At 44.9% G+C, this 15,070-nt stretch carries 13 protein-coding genes and 1 pseudogene; 4 read left to right on the top strand and 10 right to left on the bottom strand.

The window, feature by feature from the left end:
- Window positions 1-240 precede the first annotated feature (240 nt).
- Window positions 241-1,425: a class C beta-lactamase gene (gene ampC, locus HGO26_RS18605; protein WP_168827078.1), complete on the top strand. Its 1,185-nt coding sequence runs from the start codon at window positions 241-243 to the stop codon at window positions 1,423-1,425.
- A gap of 377 nt (window positions 1,426-1,802) precedes the next feature.
- On the top strand, window positions 1,803-3,035 hold the full coding sequence (emrD, locus tag HGO26_RS18600; RefSeq protein WP_168827077.1) for a multidrug efflux MFS transporter EmrD: 1,233 nt from the start codon (window positions 1,803-1,805) through the stop codon (window positions 3,033-3,035).
- Between the two features lie 153 nt (window positions 3,036-3,188).
- Here the strand turns inward: emrD and pssA are convergent, their stop codons facing one another.
- The gene (gene pssA / locus HGO26_RS18595) at window positions 3,189-4,502 is read right to left on the bottom strand and encodes a CDP-diacylglycerol--serine O-phosphatidyltransferase (RefSeq protein ID WP_168827076.1); all 1,314 of its coding nucleotides are present in this window, start codon (window positions 4,500-4,502) and stop codon (window positions 3,189-3,191) included.
- Window positions 4,503-4,513: 11 nt separating this feature from the next.
- Window positions 4,514-4,846 (bottom strand): DUF1904 domain-containing protein, encoded by a 333-nt coding sequence (locus tag HGO26_RS18590; protein WP_028759882.1) that lies wholly within the window; start codon window positions 4,844-4,846, stop codon window positions 4,514-4,516.
- 430 nt (window positions 4,847-5,276) lie between these two features.
- Between HGO26_RS18590 and HGO26_RS18585 the strand changes: the two genes are divergently transcribed.
- Window positions 5,277-5,453, top strand: coding sequence for a hypothetical protein (locus tag HGO26_RS18585; protein WP_006081710.1), 177 nt, complete (start codon window positions 5,277-5,279; stop codon window positions 5,451-5,453).
- 59 nt (window positions 5,454-5,512) lie between these two features.
- Window positions 5,513-7,006 (top strand): D-alanyl-D-alanine carboxypeptidase/D-alanyl-D-alanine endopeptidase, encoded by a 1,494-nt coding sequence (gene dacB / locus HGO26_RS18580; RefSeq protein ID WP_168827075.1) that lies wholly within the window; start codon window positions 5,513-5,515, stop codon window positions 7,004-7,006.
- Between the two features lie 101 nt (window positions 7,007-7,107).
- On the opposite strand, the gene HGO26_RS18575 is transcribed toward dacB, so the two are convergent.
- From HGO26_RS18575 to rpsA, 8 genes and pseudogenes are all read right to left on the bottom strand, one after another.
- Window positions 7,108-8,865: an acyl-CoA dehydrogenase family protein gene (locus HGO26_RS18575; protein ID WP_168827074.1), complete on the bottom strand. Its 1,758-nt coding sequence runs from the start codon at window positions 8,863-8,865 to the stop codon at window positions 7,108-7,110.
- Window positions 8,866-9,086: 221 nt separating this feature from the next.
- Window positions 9,087-9,629: a DUF2058 domain-containing protein gene (locus HGO26_RS18570; protein ID WP_028759879.1), complete on the bottom strand. Its 543-nt coding sequence runs from the start codon at window positions 9,627-9,629 to the stop codon at window positions 9,087-9,089.
- A gap of 70 nt (window positions 9,630-9,699) precedes the next feature.
- Window positions 9,700-10,521: an SDR family oxidoreductase gene (locus tag HGO26_RS18565; RefSeq protein ID WP_028759878.1), complete on the bottom strand. Its 822-nt coding sequence runs from the start codon at window positions 10,519-10,521 to the stop codon at window positions 9,700-9,702.
- 185 nt (window positions 10,522-10,706) lie between these two features.
- Window positions 10,707-11,402: an orotidine-5'-phosphate decarboxylase gene (gene pyrF / locus HGO26_RS18560; RefSeq protein ID WP_168827073.1), complete on the bottom strand. Its 696-nt coding sequence runs from the start codon at window positions 11,400-11,402 to the stop codon at window positions 10,707-10,709.
- A 45-nt stretch (window positions 11,403-11,447) separates the two neighbouring features.
- Window positions 11,448-12,608, bottom strand: coding sequence for a lipopolysaccharide assembly protein LapB (gene lapB, locus HGO26_RS18555; RefSeq protein ID WP_168827071.1), 1,161 nt, complete (start codon window positions 12,606-12,608; stop codon window positions 11,448-11,450).
- 1 nt (window position 12,609) lies between these two features.
- Window positions 12,610-12,885, bottom strand: coding sequence for a LapA family protein (locus HGO26_RS18550; protein WP_028759876.1), 276 nt, complete (start codon window positions 12,883-12,885; stop codon window positions 12,610-12,612).
- Window positions 12,886-13,007: 122 nt separating this feature from the next.
- Window positions 13,008-13,295 carry an integration host factor subunit beta gene (ihfB, locus tag HGO26_RS18545; protein ID WP_006081718.1) on the bottom strand — a complete coding sequence of 96 codons (288 nt, stop codon included), beginning with the start codon at window positions 13,293-13,295 and terminating at the stop codon, window positions 13,008-13,010.
- A 73-nt stretch (window positions 13,296-13,368) separates the two neighbouring features.
- A pseudogene (rpsA, locus tag HGO26_RS18540) lies at window positions 13,369-15,039 on the bottom strand (30S ribosomal protein S1); the annotation flags it as partial.
- Window positions 15,040-15,070: the final 31 nt, after the last annotated feature.

Here is a 15,070-nt window from a genome sequence, read left to right as displayed (position 1 = left end):
GCCAGTGAGATAATTTAAGAGCACAGAGCAATTATCTCTTAAAACAACTGTAATGTATTAATCTGTGTTACCACTTAGTATGCAATAGCGTGCAACACTAAACCGACTAAATTAACGTTTAACTTACTTATTGGGGGAGTATTTAAGCTAAATATCAGTAATGACTTAACTTCGTGTGGAATTGCCCTAATATCATGCGAAAATCTACTCTACAAATACAGTCTCAATGAAAGGTCAATTATGCACCCAAAAGCCCCGATCGCTTCTATACCGTTATTAAGCGGCGTACTGCTCTCTGCTACGCTATTTTCTAATGTCACTACGGCCCAAACGCTTAATACCAAAGACATCCAGTCAATTGTAGATTCCGCAGTTAAACCACTGATGGCCGAGTATGCTATTCCCGGTGCAGTAATTGGCATCACCATAGAAGGTAAACAGTATTTTTACCAATATGGCGTCAGTTCTAAAACCTCTGGGCAAAGTGTGACTGAAGATACCCTGTTCGAGATTGGCTCTATCAGTAAAACCTTTACCGCAACACTGGCTAACTATGCACAGGGCGAAGGTAAATTAACACTCACGGATATGGCCAGTGATTATGTTCCAGCATTAAAAGGCAGCCATTTTGATAAGATTAGTCTCATCAATTTAGCCACCCACACAGCGGGTGATTTGCCGATGCAAGTTCCTGATAAGGTCACTAATAACGCAGAGTTAATGGATTACCTTAAGCATTGGCAACCATCATTTGCCGCGGGGACCCATAGGAATTACGCCAATCCGAGTATTGGGCTGCTCGGTATGATTGCCGCGCAGAGTTTAGGAAAAACTTTTCCACAAGCACTTGAGCAAACACTATTTCCACAATTGGGTATGACAAGCAGCTACATTAACGTTCCGAGCAACAAAATGGCCGATTATGCCCAAGGCTACGATAAGCAAGACATGCCAGTGCGGGTCAATCCCGGTGTATTAGCCGATGAAGCCTATGGCGTTAAAACCTCAGCAAAGGATTTACTGCAATTTGTTGAGGCCAATATGCAAATGCACCCGATTGCCAAACCACTGCAAACGGCACTCGATGAGACCCACACGGGATACTTTGATGTGGGCATGATGACCCAAGATATGATTTGGGAGCATTACTCATATCCTATTGATCTTGATAAAATACTTATGGGCCATACTCAGGAAGTCGTGTTTGGCAGTACACCAGTTAAACCCATAGTGCCGCCTCTCGCGCCGCAGCAAAATGTGTGGATCAATAAAACAGGTTCTACTGGCGGTTTTGCCGCTTATGCAGCATTTATTCCTGCAAAAAAACTCGGCATTGTACTGCTGAGTAATAAAAACTACCCCGTTCCACCAAGGGTCACTGTGGGGTATCAGATTTTAACTGGGATCGAAAAATTGCAAAAATAGCCATGCGCTAGAATGGAGGAGATAAGTATATTGGTGCTATCTCCTTTTTCTTAACAATATTCTTGTCGCTACTGATTTATGGCTGACACCTTGCTGCTAACTCACAGCTTCCTTGCAATCTCCCTTTTCTCATGACGGCTTGTAAGAAAAAATGCACCGCAGGGTTAATCCTTACGTTAATTCATTTGCAATTCATCGACCTAATTAACAGGCCAATAACCTATCGTAAGTTTAGCTTTACAGCTTAAAATCAGGATAAAAACTTATGCATCACATTAAAAATTATTTCGTTAAATCAACATGATTGACACTTGAAGTTACGCTTTTAGGGAGTAAGATGCGCGCAAATACCTTAAGTGACCTTTTTCGGAAATATCATGTCAGGCACGCCACATTCTCCTATTCATCACGATGTCGCTCCAGCGGCGAGTCAGTCTAGCTTACTGTTAATGATTGTCTTTATGGTCGCCTGTGGCCAAATGGCGCAGACGATTTTTGTACCTGCCCTTCCACAAATCGCACTCGGGCTCCATGTGGACGCCAGCCAACTACAAGCCGTGATGGCATGTTACTTACTCTCCTACGGGATGTTTCAATTTGTGTATGGCCCAGTGTCAGATCGCGTTGGCCGCAAAATGCCACTCGTCGTGGGTATCGCTATTTTCGTTCTAGGCGCTGTATTCGCGGCTAAGGCCACAAGCTTTAACCAACTGATTATGGCAAGCCTTATCCAAGGATTAGGCACCGCCAGCGCAGGCGCATTGTGTCGTAGCATTCCCCGCGATCACTACTTTGGTGACCGACTGGTAAAATTTAATAGCTATGTCTCTATGGCTGTAGTGTTTTTACCTTTGCTTGCCCCATTTATCGGCAGCGCCACTGCGGCCTATTTTGGCTGGCAAGCCGTATACTGGGTATTAGCGGGATTCGGTGTCGCGGTCTGGCTGTTGTTAATATTCCTCTTTAAAGAGTCTTTACCTAAGGCGCAACGGGAACATCAAGCCGTTTTCAAATCCTATAAGCATGTCCTGCGCCATAGAGCGTTTCGCGCTTATTTATTTTCATTGATCGCAACCTTTGCCGGTATTGCGGCGTTTGAAGCAATTGCTGGCGTACTCTATGGCCAATATCTCGGACTGACACCTTTTATGGTCAGTTGTTATTTTGTTGCGCCAATTCCTGGCTACTTACTGGGGGCTCTCATCGCGGGCCGACAGAATAAGCCACAAAGGGTTGTTTACCAAGGTGTTGCGTTACTCGGTGCTGGCGCATTATTTATGTTGATCCCAGGTCTTTTTAATTTAGTGGTTGGCTGGAGTTTACTTATTGGATCAATTTTATTCTTCAGTGGCGCAGGCATGCTGTTCCCTACCCTAACATCTGCTGCGTTAGAGCCATTTCCACGTCAGGCGGGGATTGCGGGCGCATTACTGGGGGGATTACAAAATTTTGGTGCCGGACTTGCCGCATTAACTATGTCTTTAGTGCCTATGGGCGGCCAGTTGAGCATAGGTTTATTAAGTGCTGTAATGGTGGTTTTAGTGATTCTGTCTCTTTATTACGCCAAAGATCAAAATGATACTCACCAGAATTTAATGCCACAGATTTAATGGATATGATTTGAAGCGACAATTCTTGGTTTAAGCCAAATCTATTACCATCAGTCAATAAAAAGCCCACATTGTTGTGGGCTTTTAAAATCGATAAGACACTGTAATAAATCAAAAATACCGATTAATTTATAGCTTCGATAGCTTTAATCGTTACAAAATGCGACGCAGTAAAAAATCAGCTTTAAGGCGACGAATTCTAGTCATGATCTTCTTCACTGGCGCAGGATAGCTCTGTAAGGTATCCACTTGGCTATAGTGATATAACCGCTGTGTGTGTTCAAGAATATGCGCCTGCTCGGCTTCAAACTGGACTTTCCAGCAGCCAATTTCATCTTGGATCAACAAACCATTCTCAAGATCCAGCGCCCAAGCTCTTGGATTCAGATTAGAACCTGTGATCAAATGCTTATTACCGTCGGCACTGATGCCTTTGAGGTGATAACTGTTGATGCCGTGTTTCCACAGATGGATATTCAACTGACCATTATCAATCGCCCACTGTTGGCGTTTAGCGAACTTACGCAATGATTGCTCATACATATAGGGCAAGGCACCTATGGTCGAGAAATCCTGCTCAGGCGGAATATAAAAATCGTTAGCCGTCTTGTCGCCCACAACGATATCGATGCGTTTGCCATTGCGTAAATGCTTAGCTAAAGCGCGCACTAAAATGTACGGCGGATTGAAATAGGGTGTGCAAATAAACAGCGAGTCTTTTGACTCTTCCACCAAGGCGACAACCACTTTATTGAGCAAGTTTTTCTTACGTCCTAGCCCAAGTAACGGCGTGATGCGATTGCCATCACGGGTTTCCTTAAACTGATACTCAGCGTCAGACAGTCTCAGCTTAAAGCTACGCATATCCGTCTTTGGTGGTAGCACTTCTTGCTCAGCATCTTGCGTTAATGAACACACAGCTGGATCAGAAATAATATTTTTCTGGATCATCGCGCGCATACTGCGCGCTAATTCGGCAGACTCAATCAAGTGATAACGATCGAAACGGTACTTATCGTGTTGTTGCAAATAGATATTATTGAGACTGGCACCGCTATAAATCACGGCATCATCGATAATAAATCCCTTAAGGTGCAACACACCCATAAATTCACGGGATTTGACGGGTACACCTAAGATATCGATGGGATGTTCGGCTTCAGCCATAACTCTACGGTACATCAAATAGTTACCGCTATCACCTTTATGGCCAATCAAGCCACGTCTCGCACGGTGAAAATCGACTAACACTTTGATATCAAGCGTTGGATTTGCTGCTTTGGCATCCATGAGGGTTTGTAATATCTCACGACCCGCTTCGTCATCTTCTAAATACAGCGCCGCAATATAAATACTGTGCTTGGCGCTCACAATACGAGCGAGTAATTCTGCCTTGAAACGGCATGGCGTGAGCAACCACGTTAAAGCCTCGGGTTGAACGGCTATTCCACCAAGCTTATCTAGCAAGGCATCCTCCTTTAAACATGCTGACCACCCCGATAGGAAGCACTGGGGTTCAGTGATAAAAACATCACAGCAATATGTGTTAACTCTGGATAGGCCTCTGTCACTGCCAACCTGATCGTTTGTTCTACTTTAAGATGTATATCAGGGTCCTTAGGGAACCAGAGTAACTCAACTTGGACAAAGCGTTGATCAATTTTTCCATTTCGAAAACTGATGCTTGGGATCCAATCTAATGTGAAACTCTCTGCATTACCTTTACATATATCCGCCAATGACTGCAGTAATGTTTGGCTGAACGCTGCAACGACCGCTTGTGGTAAGCCGCGCATACTAATATGTGGCATGGTTTAGTTGTTACCTAAGAACCTAAAATCGTAAGGGGTAGAAATTACCGACTTCACCTCGTCTCGGCAAGACTTTTCTCCCAAAAGTCTTGTTAAACCTAACGGTTTTGCTGGTAATTTGACCTCACGCGATTTTATTCCACTTCAGTGCACCAATTTACCTAAAAATCATCTTCATTTACCCTTGCTTGAAATCGCATTTTACGACGGATATTTTCGGCATTATTTGCCCGTCCACACAATAATGTTGCCCCTAAATAGGGTGATTCTTAACGCTACAAATCAGTCCAAATTTCACTGAACTGCACCCAAAATGTCTGCCAAATCACAAAATAATCTTCAAACCCATTTCATTCACCCCGAATCCAGTGATTTAGCGTAAACTAAACCGCCTATTTGCGATTAGACCACACGATACAAGATTAAGACTATGAACAAAAAAATTCTGCTGACGTTAGCACTGACATTGCTGTTTGCTTGGGGTATTTTCCATTTTAAAACCCAGTTAGGGTTACTCATCCTGCCGTTGTTTATTGGGCTGGTATTGTTTGTTACCCTACGTTTATATCGCTTGATGGAAAAGGATGACGGCAGCAGTGAGGATTAACCACACACAATACCAACCTAATCTTAATGATGTTTTGATAAAAATGGCCAATAGCTAACATGGAAACGTTACTGAAAACCACTCTATATGCCGGCCTGCTCCTAACCGCAAGTCATAATATGGCCTATGCAGAGCAACATGATTCTAGGCCGATAAGTGCTCAAACCACTTCGCTTAGCCAAGCAATCAGCAAGATCAGCCCTCGACATTCACAAATCGCCTTACTGGCAATGGATATGTCGAACAATCAAGTAATCTATAGCCAACAAGCTGAGACCTTGTTTATTCCAGCCAGTACCCAAAAGCTGCTCACGGCAGTCAGTGCTGTGGCTCAGCTTGGGCCTGATTTTCGTTATGTCACGGAATTATGGACAGATGCACCGATACGCAAGGGCCATATCGCAGGCAGTGCTTATCTGCGTTTTAGTGGCGATCCCACGCTAACTCAAGCCGATCTCAAGGCCATTTTTGCCAATCTCGTAAAACAAGGCATTAATCGCATTGATGGACATCTGTATTTGCTCGGCGATAAACAGGAACAATTGCAAGGTCCTGGTTGGGTATGGGATGACTTAGGTATTTGTTTTGCCGCGCCTGTATCTAGCTATATTATCAATCAAAACTGTGTCTATGGTCAGTTTAGCCCCAGCTCTACCAGCAAACCTTCACAGGTAAGTCTGCGTGCAGGAAGTTATGGGGTCAAAATCAGCAGCGATGCGGTGTTTGATCAAAAGGCGAGCCGCGAATTTTGCCAACTTGATATGGTCAGATTAGGTCAAAATAACTACCATTTACGCGGCTGTTACCCTGGCGGTGAGGCGATACCACTGGCGATTGCGATCAGCGATCCGTTCAAATTTGCCCAAGATAACCTCACCTCCCTACTTAAAGGCGAGATGTCTCTTGCGGGTAAAGTACAACTCGGCACTAGCTTACCCCAAAAGGCAAAACTAATTGCCAGCCATAGCTCGGCGCCCTTACCTGAGCTGCTCGAGACTATGCTGCTCAAGTCAGATAATTTGATTGCCGATAGTCTTTTTAAGCAACTTGGTAAAAGTTATTTTAAAACCCAAGGCAGCTTTACCAATGGTGCCGCTGCCATGCAGCGAATTTTAACGAATTTAGGCATAGATTTGAGTAACGCCAATATTGTGGATGGTTCAGGATTGTCACGCTATAACTTGCTCAATGCCAAGCAGTTAGCCGCGGTGTTGGCGCTAATCCACCAAGATAGCCGCTTTAGTCCGTTAATCACGAGTCTGCCACAGGCGGGGATCAGCGGCACCTTAAGATATCGTATGGGCTACAACAAGCCGCCGCTTAAACAGCAAATTTTCGCTAAAACAGGCTCGATGCAAGGCGTGTCTAACTTAGCGGGCTTTATCCGTTTGCCCCAGCATAACGATACCCTGTTTGTAATCCTTGAGAATGGCATGAGTTCTGAATTGAAAAATCAACATAAACCCTCATTCAATGCCGAGTTTCTTAAACAATTGATTTCAGTGCTGCAACCGTCATCAACCACTGCGACTGTGAATACTGCGGCTCACTAGAGTCATTAATTAACTGCTACAGAGTAAAAAACTTGCACAAAAAAGCACTGAGTCATCAGTGCTTTTTAAGTTTTTATCTAAACGAATATACCGAAGCCTTGTTAAAACAACTCCGCAGGCATCGCCATAGTCGTCGCATCACCAGCTCTGACTTGAGCGATATGGTAATCCGCTTTTGGCAATAACTTATCAAAATAGAACTTAGACAAATAGACTTTCTGCTCGGCGAAAGCTTTATCTTCATGATCCGCAACCTTATCAACCATAGCCAACCAGTAGAAACCATACAGGGTGTAACCAAAGGCATCTAAAAAGTCGACCGCACACGCATTAATAAGTGCAGGCTGAGCCACTTTGCGATCATTAACTGACTCGGCGACTATAACTAATGCATCTAAACGTGCGCATACTGCCGCCACTTTCACCGCATCAACATGGGTGAATGCCCGCATTTGTGCCTTCAAGTCTGCCACAAATTCGTTTAATGCGGCTAAGTTATCGCCAGTGACTTTACGACCTAGGAAATCAATGGCTTGAATGCCATTGGTACCTTCATAAATCTGAGCGATACGGGTATCACGGACTAATTGCTCAATACCTGTTTCACGAATATAACCATGTCCACCAAAGACTTGTTGCGCCATGATAGTCGCATCTAGACCCCGATCGGTTAAAAATGCTTTCGCCACTGGCGTTAATAAACCCACATAACGCGCCGCTTTAGCCTTAACCTCATCTTGGGCATATTTTGCTAAATCCAGCTGTTGTCCTGTAAACACAGACAAAGCACGGCCCGCTTCTGTCATCGCACGAATGGTCAACAACATACGGCGCACATCGCCATGGACAATAATGGGATCAGAATCACTGCCCGTCGGTGAGCCGCCAGCGGCGATGCCTTGATTACGCTCTTTAGCGTAATCGGCCGCCATCTGGTACGCCGCCTGCGCACTGCCAAGTCCTTGAATACCAATCGCTAAACGCTCATAGTTCATCATAGTGAACATGCATACGAGGCCGCGATTAGGCTCGCCAATCAAGAAACCTTGGGCATTATCAAAATTCATCACACAAGTCGCAGAACCTTTAAGGCCCATCTTATGCTCGATAGACCCCACTGATACACCATTGGCATTGGCTAAGCTGCCATCGGTATTTACCGATATTTTAGGTACAAGGAAGAGTGAAATCCCTTTGCTATCCGGTAGCTTGGCAAGCACTAAGTGGATGACGTTTTCAGTTAAATCATGATCGCCACCCGTGATAAAAATCTTGCTGCCCGTGATGGCATAACTACCATCATCCTGCGGTAAAGCTCGAGTGCGAATATTACGCAGATCAGAACCCGCTTGCGGCTCCGTCATATCCATAGCACCCGCCCATTCGCCGGAATATAACTTAGGCAAATAAGCTTGTTTCAATTCTTCGCTGCCGTGGGCATTGATACATAAAGCCGCTCCCGCGGTTAACGAGCCATAAAGCGTAAACGCATTACAAGCACTGTAAGCCATTTCGTCGACTAAGATCCCCAGCATCTTCGGCATCCCCATGCCACCAAATTCAGGATCGCCACACAAACCAATCCAACCGCCCTGGGAATACTGCTCATAAACGGCTTTGTAGCCATCAGGGGTAATCACTTGATTGTCTTGATGCAACACGCCCTGCTCATCGCCCGTCCGGTTCAGCGGATGGATCAACTCACAACTGATCTTGGCTGCTTCTTCCAAAATGGCATTAGCCGTGTCGATATCGACCATTTCTGCAATCTCAGGCAATTGTGCCCAAGTGTTTGGAGCATCAAATACCTGTTCCAGTAGGAAACGCATATCCGTCAATGGGGCTTGGTAAGGATTCATTGGTAGACTCTTAAACGTAGAATTAAAACAGTTGTTTTAATTTATACCAGTTCACTGTAGAAAACAATCTCATTACAAATACAGCCGCGAATAATATGGAGGTACGTGAGCAAAGTATAAATTCAACCCATAAAAAAACCCTTAAGCTTGAACTTAAGGGTCTCTATTCTATAAGCTTTACCACAGGATTGTCGCAGCGTTAGCTCACAGGCTTGTGGCAATTACCACATTAAATCATCAGGAATTGCGTAATCTGCATAGGGATCATCTTCAACGACCACAGCTTTAGATTCATCCTGTTGCCATAGATAACCACACCACTGCGGCACCAGCAGTTTCACTCGTTCAGCTAACTTATGTGGTACTAAGTAACTCTTATCTTCGTAACGCACTATGCCTAACTGCCCTTTAAGCAATTCTGCCTGCAATTTTTCATCTATGTACAAAGAATAGATTTTATTATCAAGAGTATAGTTAAATTTCACTTCAGCATAAGCTGGGATCTTAATCGCAGACTTAGTGAACTCAGTGATTAAACCGCGCACTTGTCCACGCTCTGATGCCTCAGCAAAACGTTGCTCATTTAGCGCTTTATCTTTTTGCGCCTGCAACCGTTTTTGTTCGGCCACTTCTTGCTTAAAAGCACTTGAGCCATCATCAACTCGTGATTTTTTGTCACGGCGTTTTTGAGTCTTAACGTCGCGAACCTTTTGTTTACTGGCAAGCCCTGCTTTGAGTAGCTGCTCTTGTAATGCATTAGCCATGGATCATTACCTACTTAATTTCTATAAAATCAAAGTTCTCGATTTTGAATATCAATAATCTAAAACCAAACTACATTTTTGCGGCCAGTTCGCCAAGCTCTGTCATCGCTATACTGGCGCCGCCAAGTGACCAACCGCCATCAACCGGCAGCACAACTCCCGTAATATAGGAAGCTAATTCAGAGCCTAAGAATAGCGCGGCATTGGCGATATCCTGACCTGCGCCGTTGCGTTTTAGCGGAACGGATTGGGCAACCTTTTGCTGTAATGCGGCGCTGGGTGCAAGGCGATTAAAACCTTCAGTATTGGCGATTGGGCCAGGCATAATCGAATTAATTCTCAGCCCCTCACAGCCCCACTCTAACGCTAAAGTTCGCGTCAGCATATCCACACCCGCTTTAGCCGCACACACATGCACTTGCATTGGCATAGCGATCGAAGCCTGCGGCGCCGAAATCTGGATAATATTGCCATTGGGGCGACGCAGCAAAGGATAAGCCTGCTTTAACACTTGAAAACTGCCGAGCAAATCAATGTCCATCACCGACTTAAAACCATTGGCCGAAAGCTTTGCGGCGCTGGCAGGGAAATTCCCCGCCGCGCCGCTTACCAGCACATCGATAAAACCAAACTCAGAAGCGATTTTATCAAAACCGACTTCAAGGGCGCTAAGATCGCGCACATCAAAACTCACCCCCAAATGAATACCGTCAGGATTGGCCTGTTGCAACTGCAATACCGCGGCATCGATTTTATCTTGACTGCGGCTCGCAACGGCCACATTTGCGCCAGCCTGTGCGAACGCAATGGCAATCGCGAGATTTATCCCACTGGTACCACCAACAACGACAACATTCTTACCTTGATAGTTAAACATCGTAGCATTAAACATGGGCGTTCTCCGTGAACAGTGAGATATGTACTCAGGGTGTGATTAATTATTTTATGTTGTCATTCAAGATACTATTTCAATTTTTATCCATCATCTCAAGGATACCAACGAGCGATTTCAAGCTTTTTTATTTAAACAACGGTCAAACGGCTTTCAAACCGCGCTTTAGACGGCTAGTGTGGCGTCTATGCCAATGATTGGTGAATCGCTTGCAATGCTGCTAACGGATCGGCAGCTTTGGTGATCGGGCGGCCAATCACTAGGTAATCTGAACCGGCGGCAATCGCTTGAGGTGGCGTCATCACGCGGTGTTGATCGCCAGCATCACTGCCAACTGGGCGGATCCCCGGCGTCACGAGCTTGAAATTCTGACCTAACAGCGATTTTAACGCTGTCGCTTCTTGCGCGGAACACACCACGCCATCGAGTCCCGCTTGCTGCGTGAGCTTCGCCAAACGTTGCACATGCTCAAACGCAGGAACATTGATGCCGAGTAATTTAAGATCGTCATCACTCATCGAGGTTAATACCGTGACCGCGATCAGTATAGGCGCTTTATCGCCGTATGGCAGTAATGCTTTTTTAGCCGCTTCCATCATGGCTAAGCCACCGCTGGCATGTACGTTCGTCATCCATACGCCCAGCTCTGCGGCTGCGGCCACGGCTTTGGCGACAGTATTGGGAATATCGTGAAATTTCAAATCAAGGAATAAATCAAAACCACGATCATGGATATCTTTCACCAGTTGCGGGCCAAACAAGGTAAACATTTCTTTGCCGACTTTAAGGCGGCACATGTTGGGATCGAGTTTTTCTATCAGTTGTAAAGCATGGTTTTTATTATCGTAATCAAGCGCTACGAGGATAGGTTTAGTCGTCATCATCTCTCCAACGGGGTTACACAAACTGTGTATTCTTTTAATAGATTATTCGCCGTCTAGGCCTCGGATCCGTTTAATGCTGCCCCAGTTTTTACAGGAAGGACAATGCCAGTAAAGCGCATGGGAAGGAAAACCACACTCCTTACAACGGTAACTCGGACGGAATTTAATTTGTTGTTCAACGAGCTGCTCTAGCATAGTTAAACTTTGCTTAGCTTGCCCTTCTTCGGCTTGGCGCAAATGCATCTGCATCAAGTGTTGAAAACCTTTCATGGTCGGATGGCGATATAACGCATCGAGTACCATGCTCTCTGCCGCTTTAATCTCATCAAGACTTATCATGTGCTGCGCTAAGGCGACCACCACAGAAGCTCCAGCGCCATCGGCCATGGCGCCCGCGAGTAATTCTTGAAAACCTTCTTTATCTTGAGTGTCGCGATAAACTTGTTTGGCCGTTGGAATTGCATCGGCAAAAAGCTCGATATCGGCTTTTTTCAGTTGCAGCAGCATTTGCTTACACTGGGCATAATCTTGAATATCGAGGAATTTTTTCGCTAGGGTTAATAATGCACGACCGCATTGGGGATCTTGCTTCAGCGCTTGCTGTAGCAGTTTAATTTTCTGCGTGTCATCACTGGCTTCATCGGCTAACTGGCAATAGAAATGCGCCGTTAACGGCTTTAAAACTTGCTGACGTTTACGACTCAAACGCTTAGTGATATCAATCGCTTTTTGCCACTCTTTAATCACTTGATAAATAGCAATAAGCTGTGTTTCAGATTCTTCACTGTGATCGTCTTGGCTGACCAAGTTGATAAAGATTTCTTCAGCTCTGTCGTAAAAACCTGCTGCTAGATAATCTTTACCCAGCTCCATCATAGCGATGTCACGCTGCTCATTGGTTAATGTAGGCCGCGCGATTAAATTTTGATGGATACGAATAGAGCGGTCGACCTCGCCTCGCTTACGGAACAGCGAACCGAGTGACAGATGGGTATCGATGGTTTCATCGTCAACATCTAGCATACTGATAAACAAATCGACGGCTTTATCCGATTCGTTCGACAGTAAGAAATTGAGACCAGTAAAATAATCCCGGCTCAATTGTTTACGTTGATTACTTTGATTCTGCCTTATGCTCCGTCGCCCCATATACCAACCATAGGCGGCAGCAATGGGAAGCAACAGAAAGAGGATCTCAAGCATATTAGGCGTCTACATCCTGAGGGATTTTAGCGATCACTTGATTTAGTTTCTTTTTAGTTGCCGCTAAACTTAATTTCAAGCGAACAATATAGTAGCTAGCAAATAACCAACTCAAAATAAAACCAGCAAAAAAGACAATCGCTAAGACAACAGGTAAACGATATTCACCCTGTGCGACAAAATAGCTGATGGTCACCACTTGTTCGTTGCGCGCGCCAAAAATCAACGCCAGAATAAATAACAGTGCCACAAGCACAGTTGCTACAAATGATTTCACGCTGCACTCCCTAAACGCGTTTCAATTTAATGATTATCCAAGAAATTTACTAAGCTGACCAGCATTGCCTTGCAATCGATACAAAAAAGCCTCCTAACGGAGGCTTTTTACTATGCGGTCAATCACACATTAACGGCGTCAACACGCTCGCGCAGTTCTTTGCCTGGCTTAAAGTGCGGGACGTATTTACCTTCCAAATCGACTGATGAACCAGTCTTTGGATTACGGCCAGTCCGCGGTGCACGATAGTGAAGCGAGAAACTACCAAAGCCACGGATCTCAATACGATCACCGCTTTCTAATGTTGTTGCCATTTGCTCCAACATTTCTTTGATTGCGCCTTCAACCTCTTTCGCCGACAGCTGCGACTGCCTGGTGGCGAGTTTTTCGATAAGTTCAGATTTCGTCATCCTAGCTATCCCCTATTATCAAGCCAAACACAGTCGCCTAATGGGGAGAGATGTCTCCCCAAACAACAGGCGATTATTTACGAGCTGCTTTAAACGCTTCAGCCATTGCATTGCTAATAACAGCGTCATCTTGTTTGTTCAGAGTCGCCATTACTTCTTTCTCTTCAGCTTCGTCTTTCGCTTTGATTGACAGGCTGATAGAGCGGTTCTTACGGTCAACACCCATGAACTTAGCTTCGATTGCATCACCTACATTATAGACAGTAGATGCATCTTCGATACGCTCACGTGAAATGTCAGCTACACGGATGTAACCTTCAACAGTGTCAGCCAGTTCAACAGTCACACCTTTAGCATCAACAGCAGAAACAGTACCGTTTACGATAGTACCTTTCTTCTTGTCAGCCAAGTATGCGTTGAATGGATCATCTTCAGTTTGCTTAACACCTAAGCTGATGCGCTCACGCTCTGGATCTACAGACAGAACCACTGCATGGATTTCATCGCCTTTCTTGTATTCAGAAACTGCGTCTTCGCCAGTACCGTTCCAAGAAATGTCAGACAGGTGAACTAGACCATCGATACCGCCGTCAAGACCGATAAAGATACCGAAGTCAGTGATTGACTTGATCTTACCAGAAACCTTGTCGCCTTTGTTGTAACGAGTTGCGAAGTCATCCCATGGATTGGTCTTACATTGTTTCAGACCTAGAGAAATACGACGACGCTCTTCATCGATGTCCAGAACCAGAACTTCAACTTCATCACCTAAGTTAACCACTTTAGATGGGTGAATGTTCTTGTTAGTCCAATCCATTTCAGAAACGTGAACCAGACCTTCAACGCCTTCTTCGATTTCTACGAAGCAACCGTAGTCAGTTAGGTTAGTAACGCGACCAGTTAAACGTGTGTTTTCTGGGTAGCGTTTGCTGATTTCTAACCATGGATCTTCGCCAAGTTGTTTCAGACCTAAAGACACACGAGTGCGCTCACGATCGTACTTCAGTACTTTAACGTTGATTTCATCGCCAACATTGACGATTTCTGATGGATGTTTAACACGTTTCCACGCCATATCTGTGATATGTAGCAGACCGTCAACACCACCTAAATCTACGAATGCACCGTAGTCAGTCAGGTTCTTAACGATACCCTTAACTGCTTGACCTTCTTGCAGGTTTTCTAACAGTGCATCACGCTCAGCGCTGCTTTCTGATTCGATAACTGCACGACGAGAAACAACAACGTTGTTACGCTTCTGGTCTAGCTTGATAACTTTGAATTCTAATTCTTTGTACTCTAAGTGAGCGGTGTCGCGAACTGGGCGCACGTCAACTAGAGAACCTGGTAAGAAGGCACGGATACCGTTTAATTCAACAGTGAAACCGCCTTTAACTTTACCATTGATGATACCGATTACAGTTTCAGCATCTTCATAAGCTTTTTCCAGAACGATCCAAGCTTCATGACGTTTCGCTTTTTCGCGAGACAGTTGAGTCTCACCGAAGCCGTCTTCAACAGAGTCAAGAGCTACGTCAACTTCATCGCCAACTTGAATTTCTAAAACGCCTTGAGCGTTTTTGAATTGTTCAGCTGGGATTGGGCTTTCAGACTTCAGACCCGCGTCAACCAGTACCATACCGTTTTTGATTGATACAACAGTACCACGAACGATAGAGCCTGGACGGAATTCCAGAGTTTGAAGGGATTGTTCAAATAGATCAGCAAAAGATTCAGTCATGTTTAGGTTACTTTCTTTATTAAACCACTGTCCG

This window comes from Shewanella oncorhynchi (genome assembly GCF_012584455.1).
Lineage (GTDB): Bacteria > Pseudomonadota > Gammaproteobacteria > Enterobacterales > Shewanellaceae > Shewanella > Shewanella oncorhynchi.
This window is presented reverse-complemented; position numbering and strand designations above follow the sequence as displayed.

What these genes read in the sequence shown, in the direction of transcription:
- ampC (WP_168827078.1), top strand. Translation starts at nt 241, where the DNA reads ATGCACCCAAAAGCCCCGATCGCTTCTATACCGTTATTAAGCGGCGTA.
- emrD (WP_168827077.1), top strand. Translation starts at nt 1,803, where the DNA reads ATGTCAGGCACGCCACATTCTCCTATTCATCACGATGTCGCTCCAGCG.
- HGO26_RS18590 (WP_028759882.1), bottom strand. Translation starts at nt 4,846, where the DNA reads ATGCCACATATTAGTATGCGCGGCTTACCACAAGCGGTCGTTGCAGCG.
- HGO26_RS18585 (WP_006081710.1), top strand. Translation starts at nt 5,277, where the DNA reads ATGAACAAAAAAATTCTGCTGACGTTAGCACTGACATTGCTGTTTGCT.
- dacB (WP_168827075.1), top strand. Translation starts at nt 5,513, where the DNA reads ATGGAAACGTTACTGAAAACCACTCTATATGCCGGCCTGCTCCTAACC.
- HGO26_RS18575 (WP_168827074.1), bottom strand. Translation starts at nt 8,865, where the DNA reads ATGAATCCTTACCAAGCCCCATTGACGGATATGCGTTTCCTACTGGAA.
- HGO26_RS18570 (WP_028759879.1), bottom strand. Translation starts at nt 9,629, where the DNA reads ATGGCTAATGCATTACAAGAGCAGCTACTCAAAGCAGGGCTTGCCAGT.
- HGO26_RS18565 (WP_028759878.1), bottom strand. Translation starts at nt 10,521, where the DNA reads ATGTTTAATGCTACGATGTTTAACTATCAAGGTAAGAATGTTGTCGTT.
- pyrF (WP_168827073.1), bottom strand. Translation starts at nt 11,402, where the DNA reads ATGACGACTAAACCTATCCTCGTAGCGCTTGATTACGATAATAAAAAC.
- lapB (WP_168827071.1), bottom strand. Translation starts at nt 12,608, where the DNA reads ATGCTTGAGATCCTCTTTCTGTTGCTTCCCATTGCTGCCGCCTATGGT.
- ihfB (WP_006081718.1), bottom strand. Translation starts at nt 13,295, where the DNA reads ATGACGAAATCTGAACTTATCGAAAAACTCGCCACCAGGCAGTCGCAG.